We start from the raw sequence: 15,914 nt of genomic DNA on the forward strand, positions 1-15,914 counted from the left end.
TCCTCATCGCAGGCAGGCTGGAGACTTCATAACTGCCAAGGTCGGCGTCGCATGAACCTCGATTTTTTTGTCACTTCCCTGATCGTCGCAGCTTCGCCTGGTACTGGCGTGGTCTATACGGTGGCAGCCGGCCTGGCCCGGGGCTGGCGCGCGAGTGTGGTAGCCGCATTCAGCTGCACCCTGGGGATCGTGCCGCACATGCTGGCAGCCATCACGGGCCTCGCCGCACTGCTGCATACCAGCCCACTGGCCTTCGAGATCATCAAGTACCTGGGCGTCGCTTACCTGCTGTGGATGGCATGGAGCACGCTCCAGAGCCATGGGGCCTTGCATATTGATCCGCACAAGACTCCGCGCTCGAATGGCGCGGTGATTTTGTCGGGCATCTTGCTCAACCTGCTGAATCCAAAGCTGTCGATTTTTTTCCTGGCCTTTCTACCGCAATTTCTCACGCCAGGAGAAACGGATGCCATGTGGCGCATGCTGCAACTGAGCTTCATCTTCATGGCGATCACCTTTGCCGTCTTCGTCATCTATGGCGTGCTCTGCGCATCGATGCGCCGCCATGTCCTGGAGCGTCCATCCGTGTTGCAGTGGTTGCGCCGGCTATTCTCGGCAGCTTTTGTGTTACTGGCGGCACGATTGGCGTTGATGCAGTGATGCGCGGGGGGATTTTGCGGGGGGCAGGGTTGGTGTGTATATCCATTGCTGCGGTAACGGGGCGCCGAGATCTACGTCCACCGCGAGGCGGCCTTGTAGCCGACCTGGTTCTTCCGGTCGTACTCCGATCCAATTGTGGGAGCGAGCCTGCTCGCGAAGGCGGTGGTTCAGTCACATGGATATTGGGCTTGCTCGCGATAGCGGTGGTGCAGTTGCATAGAGGCTGGGCCTGCCTGCTGCTCTTGCCTTGGGCACTTGATCTCGACGCCCCTTCAACCAAAAAAAAGCGCAAAAAAAACGGCGCTTCCCATTTCTGAAAGAAGCGCCGTTTTTTCTAAGTGGACAGTCTTACGCCAGATAGGCGGGTTTCTTGATGAGCGACTCAGAGCAGGAAAATCGTCGCCAACCCCAGGAAAATGAAGAACCCGCCACTGTCAGTCACGGCCGTGATCATCACACTGGCACCCATGGCAGGGTCACGGCCCATGCGGGCCAGGGTCATGGGGATCAGGACCCCCATCAATGCCGCCAACAACAGATTGAGCGTCATAGCGGCCGTCATGACCACCCCCAGCGACCAGCTGCCATAGAGCAGATAAGCCACCACACCAATCACACCGCCCCAAATCACGCCGTTGATCAAGGACACAGCCAGTTCCTTGCGCATCAATCGCGAAGTGTTGCCGGTACTGACCTGGTCCAGCGCCATGGCACGGACGATCATGGTGATCGTCTGGTTGCCGGAGTTGCCACCGATACCGGCGACGATGGGCATCAGCGCCGCGAGTGCCACCAGTTTTTCGATGGAGCCTTCGAACAGGCCGATGACCCGGGAGGCAACAAACGCGGTGATCAGATTGATCGCCAACCAGGCCCAGCGGTTACGCAGGGATTTCCAGACCGAGGCGAAGATGTCTTCTTCTTCGCGCAGACCGGCCATGTTGAGGACTTCGCTTTCGCTTTCCTCACGAATCAAGTCGACCATTTCATCGATGGTCAGACGGCCGATCAGCTTGCCGTTCTTGTCGACCACCGGCGCCGAAATCAAGTCATAACGTTCGAACGCCTGGGCCGCATCATAGGCGTCTTCGTCCGGGTGAAAGCTCACCGGATCGCTGGCCATGACCTCGGCCACCTGTTTTTCCGGGTCGTTGACGAGCAGGCGCTTGATGGGCAGAACGCCCTTGAGCACGCCGTCGTAGTCGACCACGAAAAGCTTGTCAGTATGCCCCGGCAGCTCCTTGAGGCGACGCAGGTAGCGCAATACCACTTCAAGGCTGACGTCCTCGCGGATCGTCACCATCTCGAAGTCCATCAGCGCACCGACCTGCTCCTCGTCGTAGGACAACGCCGAGCGCACGCGCTCACGCTGCTGGCCGTCGAGGGCTTCCATCAGTTCGTGGACAACGTCCCGCGGCAGTTCGGGCGCAAGGTCGGCGAGTTCGTCGGCGTCCATTTCCTTGGCCGCCGCCAGCAACTCGTGATCATCCATGTCGGCGATCAGGGTTTCCCGAACCGAGTCCGACACTTCGAGCAGGATGTCACCGTCGCGATCAGCCTTGACCAACTGCCAGACCGTCAGACGCTCTTCCAGTGGCAAGGCTTCAAGAATGTAGGCGACGTCGGCGGAGTGCAGATCATCGAGCTTGCGTTGCAGCTCGACGAGATTCTGCCGATGGACCAGGTTCTCGACCCGGTCATGATGCGGACCTTCCTGGCGATGCGTCAGGTCTTCGACGACCCGCTGGCGCTGCAGCAGCTCAACAACTTGAGCGAGGCGATCCTGAAGGCTTTCCTGCGTTTTTTTTACATCTACTTGGGTCATAGGCGAACTCCACTCCCAGCAGTGGAGCACGCCGGAAGGATCAATCAGTCAATTCATGATTGGCAAAACTAAATATTGAGTAACTACTGGGTAAGTCCATGGAAATATTCCAAAGCCCCGGCGGGGCTGACGGGCGCAATCATACACCGCTTGACGCTTTAAAACGCTAAAAAATCAGGGCAAGAACAAGCGCTTGCGAGACAAACCTGAACACAGGCTGAACCTGTTCCTTTACGACGACTTATCCAGAAAAGAAAACACACGCCGCGGCAGAAATGCGGCGACTACCCTTCTCTTCTGCACCGTCAAGGAGGACGACCGGATGCACCTCAACCACTGCCTGTTCCTGCTCGCCTGCTTGCCCTGCCTGCCTTTGTGGGCTGCCGGGCAGACCGTGCATCGCTGCGAAAACATCGCAGGGCACGTGACATTCACCACCCTGAGCTGCGGCCCGGGAGAAGCCCTGTCGCTACAACAGATCCATCCGTACCGCCCAGGTTCGACCGAACCGACAATCAAACCGACGACCGAGGCGATGCTGCCCGAAGCGGAGCGCGGGCAAACATCCGGAAACAAAACCACGCGCAAGGAACCGACCGTGGTTGGCCAGTTCCAGGACCGCTGCGGGAACCTCATCGACGCCAGGCAACGCCGCGACGCCATCCTGGACCGACGCATCATCGCCGGCATGAGCCAACAGGACGTAGAGAGCGCCCTGGGCAAGCCAGACTCGATCAAAGTTCGGAATTCGAGCACCCGGTATACCTACAAAGCGAAGAAAGGTCGCAGCGCAGAGATCGTGTTCGACGAGAGGGGATGCGTGAAAGGCAAATCGTAGACAGCAAAAAGCCCGCGTTAAACGCGGGCTTTTTGGTGTTTGGTGCACTCGACAGGATTCGAACCTGTGACCGCTCGGTTCGTAGCCGAGTACTCTATCCAGCTGAGCTACGAGTGCAGGTTGTGGTTTTATACCAGATCACAACTGGTTGAAGCCAAGTTATTTGCATTGCTGCAAAACAACTCTTAAATGGTGCACTCGACAGGATTCGAACCTGTGACCGCTCGGTTCGTAGCCGAGTACTCTATCCAGCTGAGCTACGAGTGCATTTGTTGCCGCGCATTATAGGTCGTCAATTCCTTTTGTAAAGCGCTTTTTTCAGTAATTTCAATCACTTACTGAACAAGCCAGGTTTTGACGCACTAAACGAATAATGGCGGAGAACGGGGGATTCGAACCCCCGACACCCTTTTGAGGTGTACTCCCTTAGCAGGGGAGCGCCTTCGGCCACTCGGCCAGCTCTCCGCAACACGGGGCGTATATTAACCACCTTCATCCCCGTTTGCAAACATAAAAATCGATAAAAATTAATGGCTTGGTTCGTCGTCCTTCTCTTTCTTGATACGCAGGTAAATTTCCTCGCGGTGTACAGCAACCTCTTTCGGGGCATTGACGCCGATACGCACTTGGTTTCCTTTGACGCCGAGCACGGTCACGGTGATTTCGCCATCGCCAATAATCAGGCTTTCTGCACACCGACGGGTCAGAATCAGCATACCTTTCTCCTCATGCAATTCACTTAAGGGACAACAGTCTGCAAAAAAAAGGCATTGGACCTACAACCGAAACGGTCGAAGCCTACAGGCCTAGTATTGACCAGCGCGGGCAAAAGAACAGTTTTGGGACGCGCCATTCAGAAAAACAAAGGGCGCGGTCCAGCCGCGCCCTCCAGACAACGCTTTATTCGCCCGGCTGGGCAGGAGCGTCGAGTTCGAAAGCCGTGTGCAGGGCGCGCACGGCCAGTTCCAGGTATTTCTCTTCGATCACCACGGAAACCTTGATTTCCGAGGTAGAGATCATCTGGATGTTGATGCTTTCCTTGGCCAGGGATTCGAACATGCGGCTGGCCACGCCTGCGTGGGAGCGCATGCCGACACCGACAATCGAGACCTTGGCGATCTTGGTATCGCCGACCACTTCACGGGCACCGATCTCGCCAGCGGTTTTTTTCAGTATCGCTTCGGCAGACTGGTAGTCGTTGCGGTGCACGGTGAAGGTGAAGTCAGTGGTGTTATCGTGCGAGACGTTCTGCACGATCATGTCGACTTCGATGTTCGCGGCACTGATCGGGCCGAGAATCTTGAACGCCACGCCGGGGGTGTCTGGCACGCCACGGATGGTCAGCTTGGCTTCATCGCGGTTGAAAGCGATGCCGGAAATGATCGGCTGTTCCATGGATTCCTCTTCATCAATAGTAATGAGGGTGCCCGGACCCTCTTTGAAGCTGTGCAGAACGCGCAGCGGAACGTTGTACTTGCCGGCGAATTCGACCGCCCGGATCTGCAACACCTTCGAACCGAGGCTGGCCATTTCCAGCATTTCTTCGAACGTGATCTTGTCCAGGCGCTGGGCCACAGGCACCACGCGTGGGTCAGTGGTGTAGACACCGTCCACATCGGTGTAGATCTGGCATTCGTCAGCCTTGAGGGCCGCTGCCAGCGCTACGCCCGTGGTGTCGGAACCACCACGGCCGAGGGTGGTGATGTTGCCCTGCTCGTCCACACCCTGGAAACCGGCGACGACCACGACACGGCCAGCCTTCAGGTCGCCGCGAATCTTCTGGTCGTCGATCTGCAGAATACGCGCTTTGTTGTGCGCGCTGTCCGTCAGGATACGCACCTGGTTGCCGGTGTAGGACACCGCCGGCACGCCACGCTTGATCAGCGCCATGGCCAGCAAGGCGATGGTCACCTGCTCGCCGGTGGAAACGATCACATCCAGTTCCCGCGGAACCGGTTGCTGATCGCCACTGATTTGCTTGGCCAGATCGATCAGACGGTTGGTCTCGCCGCTCATTGCCGACAGCACAACCACCAGGTCATCGCCCGCCTCGCGGAATTTCTTAACCTTGTCGGCGACTTGTTCGATTCTCTCGACAGTGCCGACCGAGGTGCCTCCAAATTTCTGTACGATCAAAGCCATTTCAAAGCCGCCTCTGCCCATGAAGGGCGCCCAATAGATCACTCAAACAGCGGCTGGGCTCGTCACTAGACCACAAGCCCAGCGGCGCTGCCTTAAATACCCTGCTCTACAAATGCAACGGTCTGGGCCAGTGCTGCGTCCAGTGCGCCGACGTCGGTACCACCGCCTTGCGCCATGTCCGGACGACCACCGCCCTTGCCGCCCACTGTCGCAGCGGCTTGCTTCATCAAATCACCGGCTTTGAGTTGGCCAGTCAGGTCTTTGGTCACGCCTGCGACGAGAACGACCTTTTCCTCATGGACACTGCCGAGCAGGATCACTGCGCGGCCGAGTTTGTTTTTCAGTTGATCGACCAGCGCCAGCAGCGCCTTGCCATCCTGGCCGTCCAGACGCACGGCCAGCACGTTCACGCCCTTGACGTCCACGGCCTGGGCCGACAGATCGTCGCCCGCAGCGCTGGCGGCCTTGGCCTGCAACTGCTCGAGTTGCTTTTCCAGCAGGCGATTGCGCTCCAGCACAGCCGACAGCTTGTCGATCAGGTTGTCACGGCTGCCCTTGATCAGGGTTGCCGCTTCCTTGAGTTGTTCTTCGGCCGCGTTGAGGTACGCCAGGGCCGCCGCGCCGGTGACCGCTTCGATCCGGCGCACGCCGGATGCCACGCCACCTTCGCTGATGATTTTCATCAGGCCGATGTCACCGGTGCGGTTGGCGTGGATGCCACCGCACAGTTCAACGGAGAAGTCGCCCATGCTCAGCACGCGGACGCTGTCGCCGTATTTCTCGCCGAACAACGCCATCGCGCCCTTGCGCTTGGCGGTCTCGATGTCGGTTTCTTCGGTTTCCACCGGGGAGTTCTTGCGAATCTCGGCGTTGACGATTTCTTCCAACGCCTTGAGCTGCTCAGGCTTGATGGCTTCGAAATGGCTGAAGTCGAAGCGCAGGCGCTGACTGTCCACCAACGAACCTTTCTGCTGGACATGCTCGCCCAGCACCTGGCGCAACGCGGCGTGCAGCAAGTGCGTGGCGGAGTGGTTCAGCGACGTGGCATGTCGGACGTCAGCGTCGACATGGGCGGCCACCGGGGCTGCGATCATCAGGCTGCCCGAAGCCAGCACACCGTGGTGCAGGAAGGCGCCGCCGGTCTTGGTGGTGTCACGCACGTCGAAACGCGAGCTGCCGGCCTGCAGGTAACCGCTGTCGCCGATCTGGCCGCCGGATTCGGCGTAGAACGGGGTCTTGTCCAGCACGATCACGCCTTCCTGGCCTTCGCTCAGGATGTCGACCGATTGCCCGTCCTTATAGATGGCAACGATCTTGGCCGAACCGGTGGTGCCTGCATAACCGGTGAACTCGGTGGCCACGTCAACCTTGACCAGGCTGTTGTAGTCCATGCCGAAGGAACTGGCGGAACGCGCACGCACCCGCTGGGCGTCCATCTCGCGCTCGAAACCTTCCTCGTCGAGGGTCAGGTTGCGTTCGCGGGCGATGTCGCCGGTCAGGTCCATCGGGAAACCGTAGGTGTCGTACAACTTGAACACCACATCGCCCGGGACCACGTTGCCCTTGAGCTCGGCCAGGTCCTGCTCGAGGATCTTCAGGCCTTGCTCCAGGGTCTTGGCGAATTGTTCTTCTTCAGCCTTGAGCACGCGCTCGATGTGCGCCTGCTGGGATTTGAGCTCCGGGAAGGCTTCGCCCATCTCGGCCGCCAATGCCGCGACGATCTGATAGAAGAAGCTGCCCTTGGCGCCCAGCTTGTTGCCGTGACGGCAGGCGCGACGGATGATCCGGCGCAGCACATAGCCGCGGCCTTCGTTGGAAGGCAGCACACCGTCGGCAATCAGGAAACCGCAGGAACGGATGTGGTCGGCCACCACTTTGAGCGACGCCTGGTTGTCGTTGGTGCAACCGATGGCCTGGGCCGACGCGCTCAGCAGGCTCTGGAACAGGTCGATTTCGTAGTTGGAGTGAACGTGCTGCAGCACCGCACTGATCCGCTCCAGGCCCATGCCGGTGTCGACCGACGGCGCTGGCAGCGGATGCAACACGCCATCGGCGGTGCGGTTGAACTGCATGAACACGTTGTTCCAGATCTCGATGTAGCGGTCGCCATCTTCTTCCGGCGAGCCAGGTGGGCCGCCCCAGATGTCGGCGCCGTGATCGTAGAAAATCTCGGTGCACGGGCCACACGGGCCGGTGTCACCCATGGTCCAGAAGTTATCGGAGGCGTAAGGCGCGCCTTTGTTGTCGCCGATGCGCACCATGCGCTCAGCCGGGACACCGACTTCTTTGGTCCAGATGTCATAGGCTTCGTCGTCAGTGGCGTAGACCGTTACCCAGAGCTTCTCCTTTGGCAGGTTCAGCCACTTGTCGGAGGTCAGGAAGGTCCAGGCGAAGGTGATGGCGTCGCGCTTGAAATAGTCACCGAAGCTGAAGTTACCCAGCATTTCGAAGAAGGTGTGGTGACGAGCGGTATAACCGACGTTCTCCAGGTCGTTGTGCTTGCCGCCGGCGCGCACGCACTTCTGGCTGCTCACCGCACGGGTGTAGGCACGTTTTTCCTGGCCCAGGAAGCAGTCCTTGAACTGGTTCATCCCCGCGTTGGTAAACAGCAGGGTCGGGTCGTTGCCCGGAATCAAAGAGCTGGAGGCTACTCGGGTGTGGCCTTGCTCTTCGAAGAAGCGAAGGAAGGCTTCACGGATTTCTGCGCTTTTCATTAGGTTCTTCCACGGAGGCTGCGGCCAAAGGCCTGTGCAAAACGTCAACAGACGAAGCAACGGCAAAGGGCCGCATTATATCGGCCCTTCGCGTGGGGTACAGCGTGTTTATGCGATAGAAACTGTCAATTGGCCCGGTTGACGGGTCAGTGGCGGGAAAATTCGACGAAAGTGGCGACCACCTGGTCGATTTGCGCCGCGCTCACGTCCATGTGCGTCACCATGCGCAGGCGTGGCGCCGCGCTGAGCTTGACGCCCCGCTCATCGGCAAATGCCTTGATCGCCTCGGCCCGCTCGCCCATTTGCACGTAGACCATGTTGGTCTGCACCGGCTCGACCTCGTAACCCGCCGCACGCAAGCCCTCGGCGAGCCGCTGGGCATTGGCGTGGTCATCGGCCAGGCGCTGGACCTGATGTTCCAGGGCGTACAGCCCCGCCGCCGCGAGAATCCCGGCCTGGCGCATGCCGCCACCGACCATCTTGCGCAGCCGGCGGGCCTTGCCGATCAGTTCGGCGCTGCCACACAGGACCGAGCCCACCGGCGCGCCGAGGCCCTTGGACAGGCACACCGACACCGAGTCGAAATATTGCGTGATCTGCCGGGCATCGACATTCAGCTTGACCGCGGCGTTGTACAACCGCGCCCCGTCCAAGTGCAGGGCCAGGCCATGTTCCTGGGTGAAACGCCGGGCCCGGGCCAGGTATTCCAGTGGCAGCACCTTGCCCTGCATGGTGTTTTCCAGGGCCAGCAGGCGGGTGCGGGCAAAGTGGAAGTCATCGGGCTTGATCGCTGCGGCGACGTGCGCCAGGTCCAGGGAACCGTCCGCCTGTACCTCAAGGGGCTGGGGTTGGATCGAACCGAGCACGGCCGCACCGCCGCCTTCGTATTTGTAGGTGTGGGCTTGCTGGCCGACGATGTATTCGTCGCCGCGCTCGCAGTGGGCCATCAAGCCCAACAGGTTGCTCATGGTCCCCGTGGGCACGAACAGCGCTGCGGCAAACCCCAGGCGCGCGGCCAGTTCGGCCTCGAGGCGATTGACGGTCGGGTCTTCCCCATACACATCGTCGCCGGTAGGCGCGCTGGCCATGGCATCCAGCATGCCGGCGGTAGGTTGGGTGACCGTGTCGCTGCGAAGATCGATAACACTCATGAATCTGGCCTCGGGCTCAAGTGGAGGGAAATCCCTTTCGAAGGGCAATTACTGCGGTCATGGCGAGAAATAATCAAGCCTGGTCGACGGAAAGGGCAACACCCCCCTTGTGTGCCGTGGGAGCAAAGCTTGCTCGCGATGGCGTCGGGCCAGGCAGTATTGATGTTGACTGACCCACCGCCAATCGCGAGCAAGCTTTGCTCCCACGGCTCGCTCCCATAAGGGGTTATGTGTTAATAATTGTCCGCCGTCACAAAGCGTGACGGCAAAACGTTCTCAGGGCGGGGTGTAATTCCCCACCGGCGGTAATTGCACGCAACGTGCATAGCCCGCGAGCGCTTGGTGGTGCACCACTTTTTGGGGTGTAGCGACAAGGTCAGCAGACCCGGTGTGATTCCGGGGCCGACGGTCATAGTCCGGATGAAGAGAGAACGGGATTGGCACCCAAGGGCCGACTGCGACTGTCCGTGCGCGGCGTACCCTCGAATCCCCTTCGATTCATGACGCCCTGTTTTTTACACAAACAGGAACCAGAACATGCAACCCACTGCAATCGACAGCAAAAGCAAAAGTCATCCGGGCGAGCGCGTCGCGTTCATCCAGGCCTGCTGGCACAAGGAAATCGTCGACCAGAGCCGTAAAGGCTTCGTCGCCGAAATGATCACCCAGGGTTATCAGGAAAGTGATATCGACTTCTTCGAAGTCGGCGGCGCCTTCGAGATTCCGCTGCACGCCAAGCTGCTGGCCAAGTCCGGCCGCTACGCCGGCATCGTCGCCGCCGGCCTGGTGGTGGACGGTGGCATCTACCGCCACGAGTTCGTCGCCCAATCGGTGATCAGCGGCCTGATGCAGGTCCAGCTGGAAACCGAAGTGCCGGTATTCTCGGTGGTGCTCACACCGCATCACTTCCATGCCGGGGAAGAACATCAGAAGTTCTTCTTTGAGCATTTCGTGCACAAGGGCCAGGAAGCAGCGAAGACCTGCGCCGATACGTTGCACAAGACCCGGGCGTTGCGCCGTAGTGAGCAGCGGGCGGTGGCGGTCTAAGCCTGGACACAGTTTCCCCTGTGGGAGCGAGCCTGCTCGCGATGACGGAGTATCAGTCGCCATCAATGTCGGCCGATATACCGCTATCGCGAGCAGGCTCGCTCCCACAGGGGGGCATGTATTGAGTCTAAGATTCGGTTTAGATCAGGTTTTCGTCGGTCGCCGGCACGATCAGGATGCCAGCCCGCAAGCCATTCTTGACCTTGGGGTTCGGAAAGATGATCCGGGCGCCCTCTTCTTCGATCACCCAGCGGGTCTGGGCGATGTCTTCGGCCAGCACGTAGCCTTTGCCCAATTCCGAGAAGTTCTCGATGTCCGCTGGCAGGTTCAGGCGGAAGCTGTCGCTGTGCTTGATGATTTCCCGGGCCACGCTGAACAGCTGCAGGCCATCGAGCCCTTCATCCAGCTCCGGCTCGTTGCCCTCGATGATCTGTTGCAGGCGGGTTTCCAGCAGGCTGACGTTGACCCCATCGTTCTGCCCGAATGGCCGGGCCTTGCCCAGTTCCAGGGTGAAGGACTCGGCATCGAGCTGGTCGTAGGTGTAGGCGCTGAACACAATGGACGGCTTGTTCTGCAGCAGCACCGCCTCCATGCCCCCGGCACGCAGGCGTGCCAGTTCACGGCGTGAATGCTGGCGACCTTCTTTCCACGGGTAGAGGGCGAACTGCTCGATCTTCGAGCCGCGGATGGCGGTGTGCAGGTCGTAATGCAAGCGACTGCGTTCTGGCCGGCTGAAGAAACTGGCGGCCAATCGCTCCAGCTCGCAGGCCCGCAGCGCCTCGGGGCCGCCGCTCAGCTCATGGCGGCCATTGAACAGGCGGTTGACGTCCTGTTCGACGAAACGCTCACCGCGCCGGATAGCCTCGGGGTTGCCGAACAGGAACAGAATGCGTGCCCGCGGCTTCAAATGGCCACGGGCGATGTCATGCAGCAAACGGTCGAGCAACTCGATCGGCGCGGTTTCATTGCCGTGGATACCGGCCGACAGCAGCAGGTCCAGACCGTTATCCCGGGCTTCGGGCGGCTTGACCTCCAGCGCGCCCTCGCTCAACCAGCGCATCCGTACGCCTTCGACAGTCAGTTGAGTCTTCTCCGCCGGTTCACGGCCGGCGAGGGTCAGTTCAAGCAGTTTGCCGAGGGCGAGCATAGCGCGGTTTCCTTAATGGTCGTGGCCGCAATCCGGGCCATGGACATGGTCATCGTCGCCGACGTCCGCCGGTTCCATTTCCAGTTGCAGGCTGACCAGGTTGGTCGCCAATGGACGCAACAACAGGTTGGCGTATTCCTCGTCCCCTTCCTCGACATCGACGCCGATCAGCAACTGACCGCGGCCATCCTGCTGGATCCACAACTCCTTGCCTTGCCACATCACCGCGACGCGGGTGCAGGAAGTTTCCAGTTGGGTGCCGTCGGTGTCTTCAAGGATCAGCTGCAGGGTATCGCTCATGTCTTTACATTCTCGTCTGGGGATAAGGCAACGCGCCCTGCTTTGACTGTAGTCAGGTCGCGCGCGCTTTCAATTGATCTGGAAAGGATAAACCGAGCCAAGTTTAAGGATTTGTGTCAGTTCATCCAGTGCCGCGCGGCATTCGAGCAGCAACTGCGGGTCTGCCAGATCGTTTTCGGTCATGCGGTCGCGGTAATGCCGCTCGACCCATTGGGTCAGCGAATCGTACAGCGGCGCGGTCATGATAACCCCTGGGTTGACGGCCGCCAGCTCGGTTTCATTGAGCGCCACGCGCAACCTCAGGCAAGCCGGGCCGCCACCGTTCTGCATGCTTTGCTTGAGGTCGAAGACCTTCACTTCGCGAATCACCCCGCCAGCGCCCGTCAGACCTTGCAGGTATTGCCAGACACGTTCGTTGCTACGGCACTCTTCCGGCACGATCAAGAGCATTGAACCGTCGGGACGCGACAGCAACTGGCTATTGAACAGGTAGGAACGTACCGCGTCATCGACGGTGACCGCCGAACGCGGTACGCACACCGATTGAAATTTCCCACCGACCTTGGCGAGTTTGCTGCTCAATTCGGCCAGCATCTTGTCGGTCTCGAGAAACGCGTCCTCGTGATAGAACAACACTTCGCCATTGCCCACCGCGATCACGTCGTTGTGGAACACACCCTGGTCGATCACCGATGGGTTCTGTTGGGCGTAGACCACGCCTTCCTCCCTCAGCCCGTGCAGGCGGGCAACGGCCTGGGACGCTTCCAGGGTCTGGCGCGCCGGGTATTTCTGCGGCGCGGGATAGCGGGTATCAAAGGCACTGCGACCGAACACGAAGAACTCGACACCGGCCTCGCCGTAGGCGCGGCAGAAACGGGTGTGGTTGGCCGCGCCTTCGTCGCCGAACTGCGCCACCGCCGGCAAGGCGGCGTGGTGGGCGAAGTGTTGCTGGTTGGCGAACATCGCCCCCAGCACACGACTGGTGGTCGGATGCTCGATGCTGCGGTGGTATTTGCAGTTCAGGTTGGCGGCGGTGAAATGCACGCGACCATCGGCCGTGTCGGCGCTCGGGCTGACTGTGGCGGCATTGGCCACCCACATGCTGGAAGCCGAGCAACTGGCAACCAGCAACGGCATCGCCTCTTTCGCGGCTTGCTGGATGACCTGGGCATCGCTACCGGCAAAGCCCAACCGGCGCAGGGCCGCCACGTCCGGGCGTTCCTGTGGCGCCAGCACACCTTGCTGGAAACCCATGTCCATCAGCGCTTTCATTTTCGCCAGGCCCTGCAACGCCGCTTCCTTGGGGTTGGAGGACTGCTGGCTGTTGCTCTGGGACGCGACGTTGCCGTACGAGAGCCCGCCGTAGTTATGGGTCGGCCCCACTAGACCGTCAAAGTTGACTTCATAGGATTTCATCAGCGAGGCTCCACGAGAATCTGTTTTTTTATAGGCATCAATAACAACCGAGTCGCGGCTATCGCGGGCAAGCCTTGCTCCCACAGGTTTTGCATAGCTCCTGTGGGAGCAAGCTCTACTCTCACAGGTTTTGCATAACGCCTGTGGGAGCAAGGCTTGCCCGCGATGGCAGTCTCAAGACATGCGCACGCCGGGGGTCAGGGCAGCCGGCATCACAAGGCTTGGTGTCTCCAGGGACGCCACCGGATACGCGCAATAATCGGCCGCGTAATAAGCGCTGGCGCGATGGTTGCCCGAGGCGCCGACACCGCCGAACGGCGCGCTGCTGGCGGCACCGGTCAGCTGTTTGTTCCAGTTGACGATACCGGCGCGGCTTTGCAGCCAGAACTGCTGGTAACGCGCCTGGGAATCGGACAGCAATCCGGCGGCCAGGCCATATTGCGTATTGTTGGCCTCGGCGATTGCCGCTGCGAAATCTTTGTAGCGAATCACTTGCAGCAACGGCCCGAACAGCTCTTCATCAGGGCGCTCGGCCACGGCCGTCACGTCCAGGATACCCGGCGTCAGCAATGCGGCCTGGGCCTGCGGTTGGGTCATGCTCAACAGCGGCACGGCGCCTTTGCCCAGCAAATGGTTTTGCGCATCCATCAGCGCCTTCGCCGCGGCCAGGGAAATCACCGAGCCCATGAACGGCGCCGGTTGCTGGTCGAAGGCACCGACCTCAAGGGTCGAGCTGACCGCCACCAGGCGCGCCAGCAAGGCATCGCCCCAGGCGCCTTCCGGCACCAGCAGGCGGCGCGCACAGGTGCAGCGCTGCCCGGCGGAAATGAAAGCGGACTGAATAATGGTGTAGACCGCCGCATCGACGTCGGCCACCTCATCCACCACCAGCGGGTTGTTACCGCCCATTTCCAGCGCGAGGATCTTGTCCGGACGCCCGGAAAATTGTTGATGCAAGAGATTGCCGGTGCGGCTGGAGCCGGTGAAGAACAGCCCGTCGATGCCTGGGTTCGCCGCCAGGGCGATGCCGGTTTCCCGCGCGCCTTGCAGCAGGTTCAGTACGCCCGCCGGCAGACCGGCCTCGACCCAGCACTTGACCGTCAGCTCGGCGACTTTCGGCGTCAGCTCGCTCGGTTTGAACAACACGCTGTTGCCGGCCAGCAGCGCTGGCACGATGTGGCCGTTGGGCAAATGGCCAGGGAAGTTGTAGGGGCCGAACACCGCCACCACACCATGGGGTTTGTGGCGCAGCACAGCGGTGGCGTCGCCCAGGGGGCCGCTCTTCTCGCCGGTCCGCTCGCGGTAGCTCTGCACCGAAATGGCGACTTTGTTGACCATGCTGGTCACTTCGGTCGCCGCTTCCCACAACGGCTTGCCGGTTTCTTCACCGATGCATTGGGCCAGTTCGTCCGCGTGGCTTTTCAGGGCCGCGGCAAAGGCTTCCAGCACCTGGATGCGTTCATCCAGCGAGCGCCGAGCCCAGTCCGGGAACGCCTGGCGCGCGGCCTGCACCGCCGACTCCACTTGCGCCGCCGTGGCGCCGTTACCCGACCACAATACCTGCTGGGTGACCGGGTTCAACGACTCAAAGAGGTCACCCTGGCCTTCCAGCCAGCTTCCTGCGATGTACAGCGAGTTCATTATTTCGACTCCCGGGCAGCAGACAACGCGACGGCGCGTACCTGATCGCCGGCATTGAGTTGAAGACGTTTGGCGGTCAGCGGATCGACCACCAGCGTGCCGGCGGCAAAGCGCGCCGGCGCAGCGGTGATGCGGCAGTCTTCGCGCTTGCGGTTATGGATGAGGAACGGCGTGGCGTCATCGCCCGGCGTGCCGATGGCCAGCACCAGCGCCTGGCTGTCGCGAATCGCGCGGATCTTGCCGGTTTCGCACTCCACCGCCGGGCCGGCGTCGAAGATGTCGACGTAACCCTGGTAGCTGAAACCTTCGCTCTTGAGCATCGACAGCGCCGGCTCGGTGTCGGGATGAACCTGGCCGATCACGGCCCGGGCATCTTCGGACAAGAAACAGGTGTACAGCGGGAACTTGGGCATCAGCTCGGCAATGAACGCCTTGTTGCCCACCCCGGTGAGGTAATCGGCCTGGCTGAATTCCATCTTGAAGAAGTGCCGGCCCAGGCTTTCCCAGAACGGCGAACGACCGTTGTCGTCGGACATGCCGCGCATCTCGGCGATGATCTTGTTACCGAACAACTGTGGGAATTCGGCAATGAACAACAGCCGCGCCTTGGCCAGCATCCGGCCGTTGAGACCACTGCGGAAATCGGCATGCAGAAACAGCGAGCACAGCTCGGAATTGCCGGTCAGGTCGTTGGCCAGGAACAGGGTCGGTATTTCCCGATAGATGTTCAATTCCTGGGAAGCGCTGACCGTCAGGCCGACCCGGAAGTTGTACCAGGGCTCACGCAACCCCACGGCACCAGCGATGGCGGAAATGCCCACCACGCGACCGTCATCGTCTTCGAGCACGAACAGGTAGTCCGCGTCACCGCGCCCGGCTTCGCCGCGAAAGGTCTTCTCGGCCCAGCCGACCCGATGGGCCAGGCGCTCTTCGTTGGCCGGCAGGGTGGTCAGGCCGGTGCCCGTGCTGCGGGCCAGGGCGATCAGAGCGGGTAAATCGCTGCTGCGTACGGGACGAACGATCATGCTATCTC

13 protein-coding genes, 3 tRNA genes and 1 riboswitch are annotated in these 15,914 nt (G+C 60.6%); of the genes, 3 read left to right on the forward strand and 13 right to left on the reverse strand.

Going from position 1 to position 15,914, the window contains the following annotated elements:
- The first annotated feature begins 51 nt into the window (after positions 1-51).
- Entirely contained in the window at positions 52-660 is a 609-nt protein-coding gene (locus ASC85_RS06090; RefSeq protein ID WP_057448641.1) for a LysE family translocator, read from the forward strand.
- A 382-nt stretch (positions 661-1,042) separates the two neighbouring features.
- On the opposite strand, the gene mgtE is transcribed toward ASC85_RS06090, so the two are convergent.
- Positions 1,043-2,485, reverse strand: coding sequence for a magnesium transporter (mgtE, locus tag ASC85_RS06095; RefSeq protein WP_003204768.1), 1,443 nt, complete (start codon positions 2,483-2,485; stop codon positions 1,043-1,045).
- Between the two features lie 322 nt (positions 2,486-2,807).
- On the opposite strand from mgtE, the gene ASC85_RS06100 reads away from it, so the two are divergent.
- The gene (locus tag ASC85_RS06100; protein ID WP_057448642.1) at positions 2,808-3,323 is read left to right on the forward strand and encodes a hypothetical protein; all 516 of its coding nucleotides are present in this window, start codon (positions 2,808-2,810) and stop codon (positions 3,321-3,323) included.
- A 40-nt stretch (positions 3,324-3,363) separates the two neighbouring features.
- On the opposite strand, the gene ASC85_RS06105 is transcribed toward ASC85_RS06100, so the two are convergent.
- From ASC85_RS06105 to ltaE, 7 genes are all read right to left on the reverse strand, one after another.
- A tRNA-Arg gene (locus ASC85_RS06105) sits at positions 3,364-3,440 on the reverse strand.
- A gap of 73 nt (positions 3,441-3,513) precedes the next feature.
- Positions 3,514-3,590: transfer RNA gene (locus ASC85_RS06110), tRNA-Arg, on the reverse strand.
- Positions 3,591-3,697: 107 nt separating this feature from the next.
- A tRNA-Ser gene (locus ASC85_RS06115) sits at positions 3,698-3,788 on the reverse strand.
- Positions 3,789-3,850: 62 nt separating this feature from the next.
- Positions 3,851-4,039 (reverse strand): carbon storage regulator CsrA, encoded by a 189-nt coding sequence (csrA, locus tag ASC85_RS06120; RefSeq protein ID WP_003178872.1) that lies wholly within the window; start codon positions 4,037-4,039, stop codon positions 3,851-3,853.
- A gap of 184 nt (positions 4,040-4,223) precedes the next feature.
- On the reverse strand, positions 4,224-5,465 hold the full coding sequence (locus ASC85_RS06125) for an aspartate kinase (RefSeq protein WP_003204774.1): 1,242 nt from the start codon (positions 5,463-5,465) through the stop codon (positions 4,224-4,226).
- Between the two features lie 92 nt (positions 5,466-5,557).
- Entirely contained in the window at positions 5,558-8,179 is a 2,622-nt protein-coding gene (alaS, locus tag ASC85_RS06130; protein ID WP_057448643.1) for an alanine--tRNA ligase, read from the reverse strand.
- A 146-nt stretch (positions 8,180-8,325) separates the two neighbouring features.
- A complete protein-coding gene (gene ltaE / locus ASC85_RS06135; RefSeq protein WP_057448644.1) occupies positions 8,326-9,330 on the reverse strand; it encodes a low-specificity L-threonine aldolase in 1,005 nt (334 codons plus the stop codon).
- A 268-nt stretch (positions 9,331-9,598) separates the two neighbouring features.
- A riboswitch (FMN riboswitch) is annotated at positions 9,599-9,767 on the forward strand.
- 100 nt (positions 9,768-9,867) lie between these two features.
- Here ltaE and ASC85_RS06140 point away from each other — a divergent pair.
- Positions 9,868-10,377, forward strand: a complete 510-nt coding sequence (locus ASC85_RS06140) for a 6,7-dimethyl-8-ribityllumazine synthase (protein ID WP_003204780.1) — start codon at positions 9,868-9,870, stop codon at positions 10,375-10,377.
- A 139-nt stretch (positions 10,378-10,516) separates the two neighbouring features.
- Here the strand turns inward: ASC85_RS06140 and astE are convergent, their stop codons facing one another.
- The 5 genes from astE to astA form a co-directional block, all read right to left on the reverse strand.
- Positions 10,517-11,524, reverse strand: coding sequence for a succinylglutamate desuccinylase (astE, locus tag ASC85_RS06145; protein ID WP_057448645.1), 1,008 nt, complete (start codon positions 11,522-11,524; stop codon positions 10,517-10,519).
- 12 nt (positions 11,525-11,536) lie between these two features.
- Complete coding sequence (locus ASC85_RS06150; protein ID WP_003178862.1) at positions 11,537-11,824, reverse strand: hypothetical protein; 288 nt, start codon at positions 11,822-11,824, stop codon at positions 11,537-11,539.
- 69 nt (positions 11,825-11,893) lie between these two features.
- The gene (astB, locus tag ASC85_RS06155; protein ID WP_057448646.1) at positions 11,894-13,240 is read right to left on the reverse strand and encodes an N-succinylarginine dihydrolase; all 1,347 of its coding nucleotides are present in this window, start codon (positions 13,238-13,240) and stop codon (positions 11,894-11,896) included.
- 174 nt (positions 13,241-13,414) lie between these two features.
- Positions 13,415-14,884, reverse strand: a complete 1,470-nt coding sequence (astD, locus tag ASC85_RS06160) for a succinylglutamate-semialdehyde dehydrogenase (RefSeq protein ID WP_164488473.1) — start codon at positions 14,882-14,884, stop codon at positions 13,415-13,417.
- Positions 14,881-15,906, reverse strand: coding sequence for an arginine N-succinyltransferase (gene astA, locus ASC85_RS06165; RefSeq protein ID WP_018612658.1), 1,026 nt, complete (start codon positions 15,904-15,906; stop codon positions 14,881-14,883). Before astA ends, astD begins: the two co-directional genes overlap by 4 nt.
- Positions 15,907-15,914: the final 8 nt, after the last annotated feature.

Source organism: Pseudomonas sp. Root401 (assembly GCF_001425105.1).
Classification (GTDB): Bacteria; Pseudomonadota; Gammaproteobacteria; order Pseudomonadales; family Pseudomonadaceae; genus Aquipseudomonas; species Aquipseudomonas brassicacearum.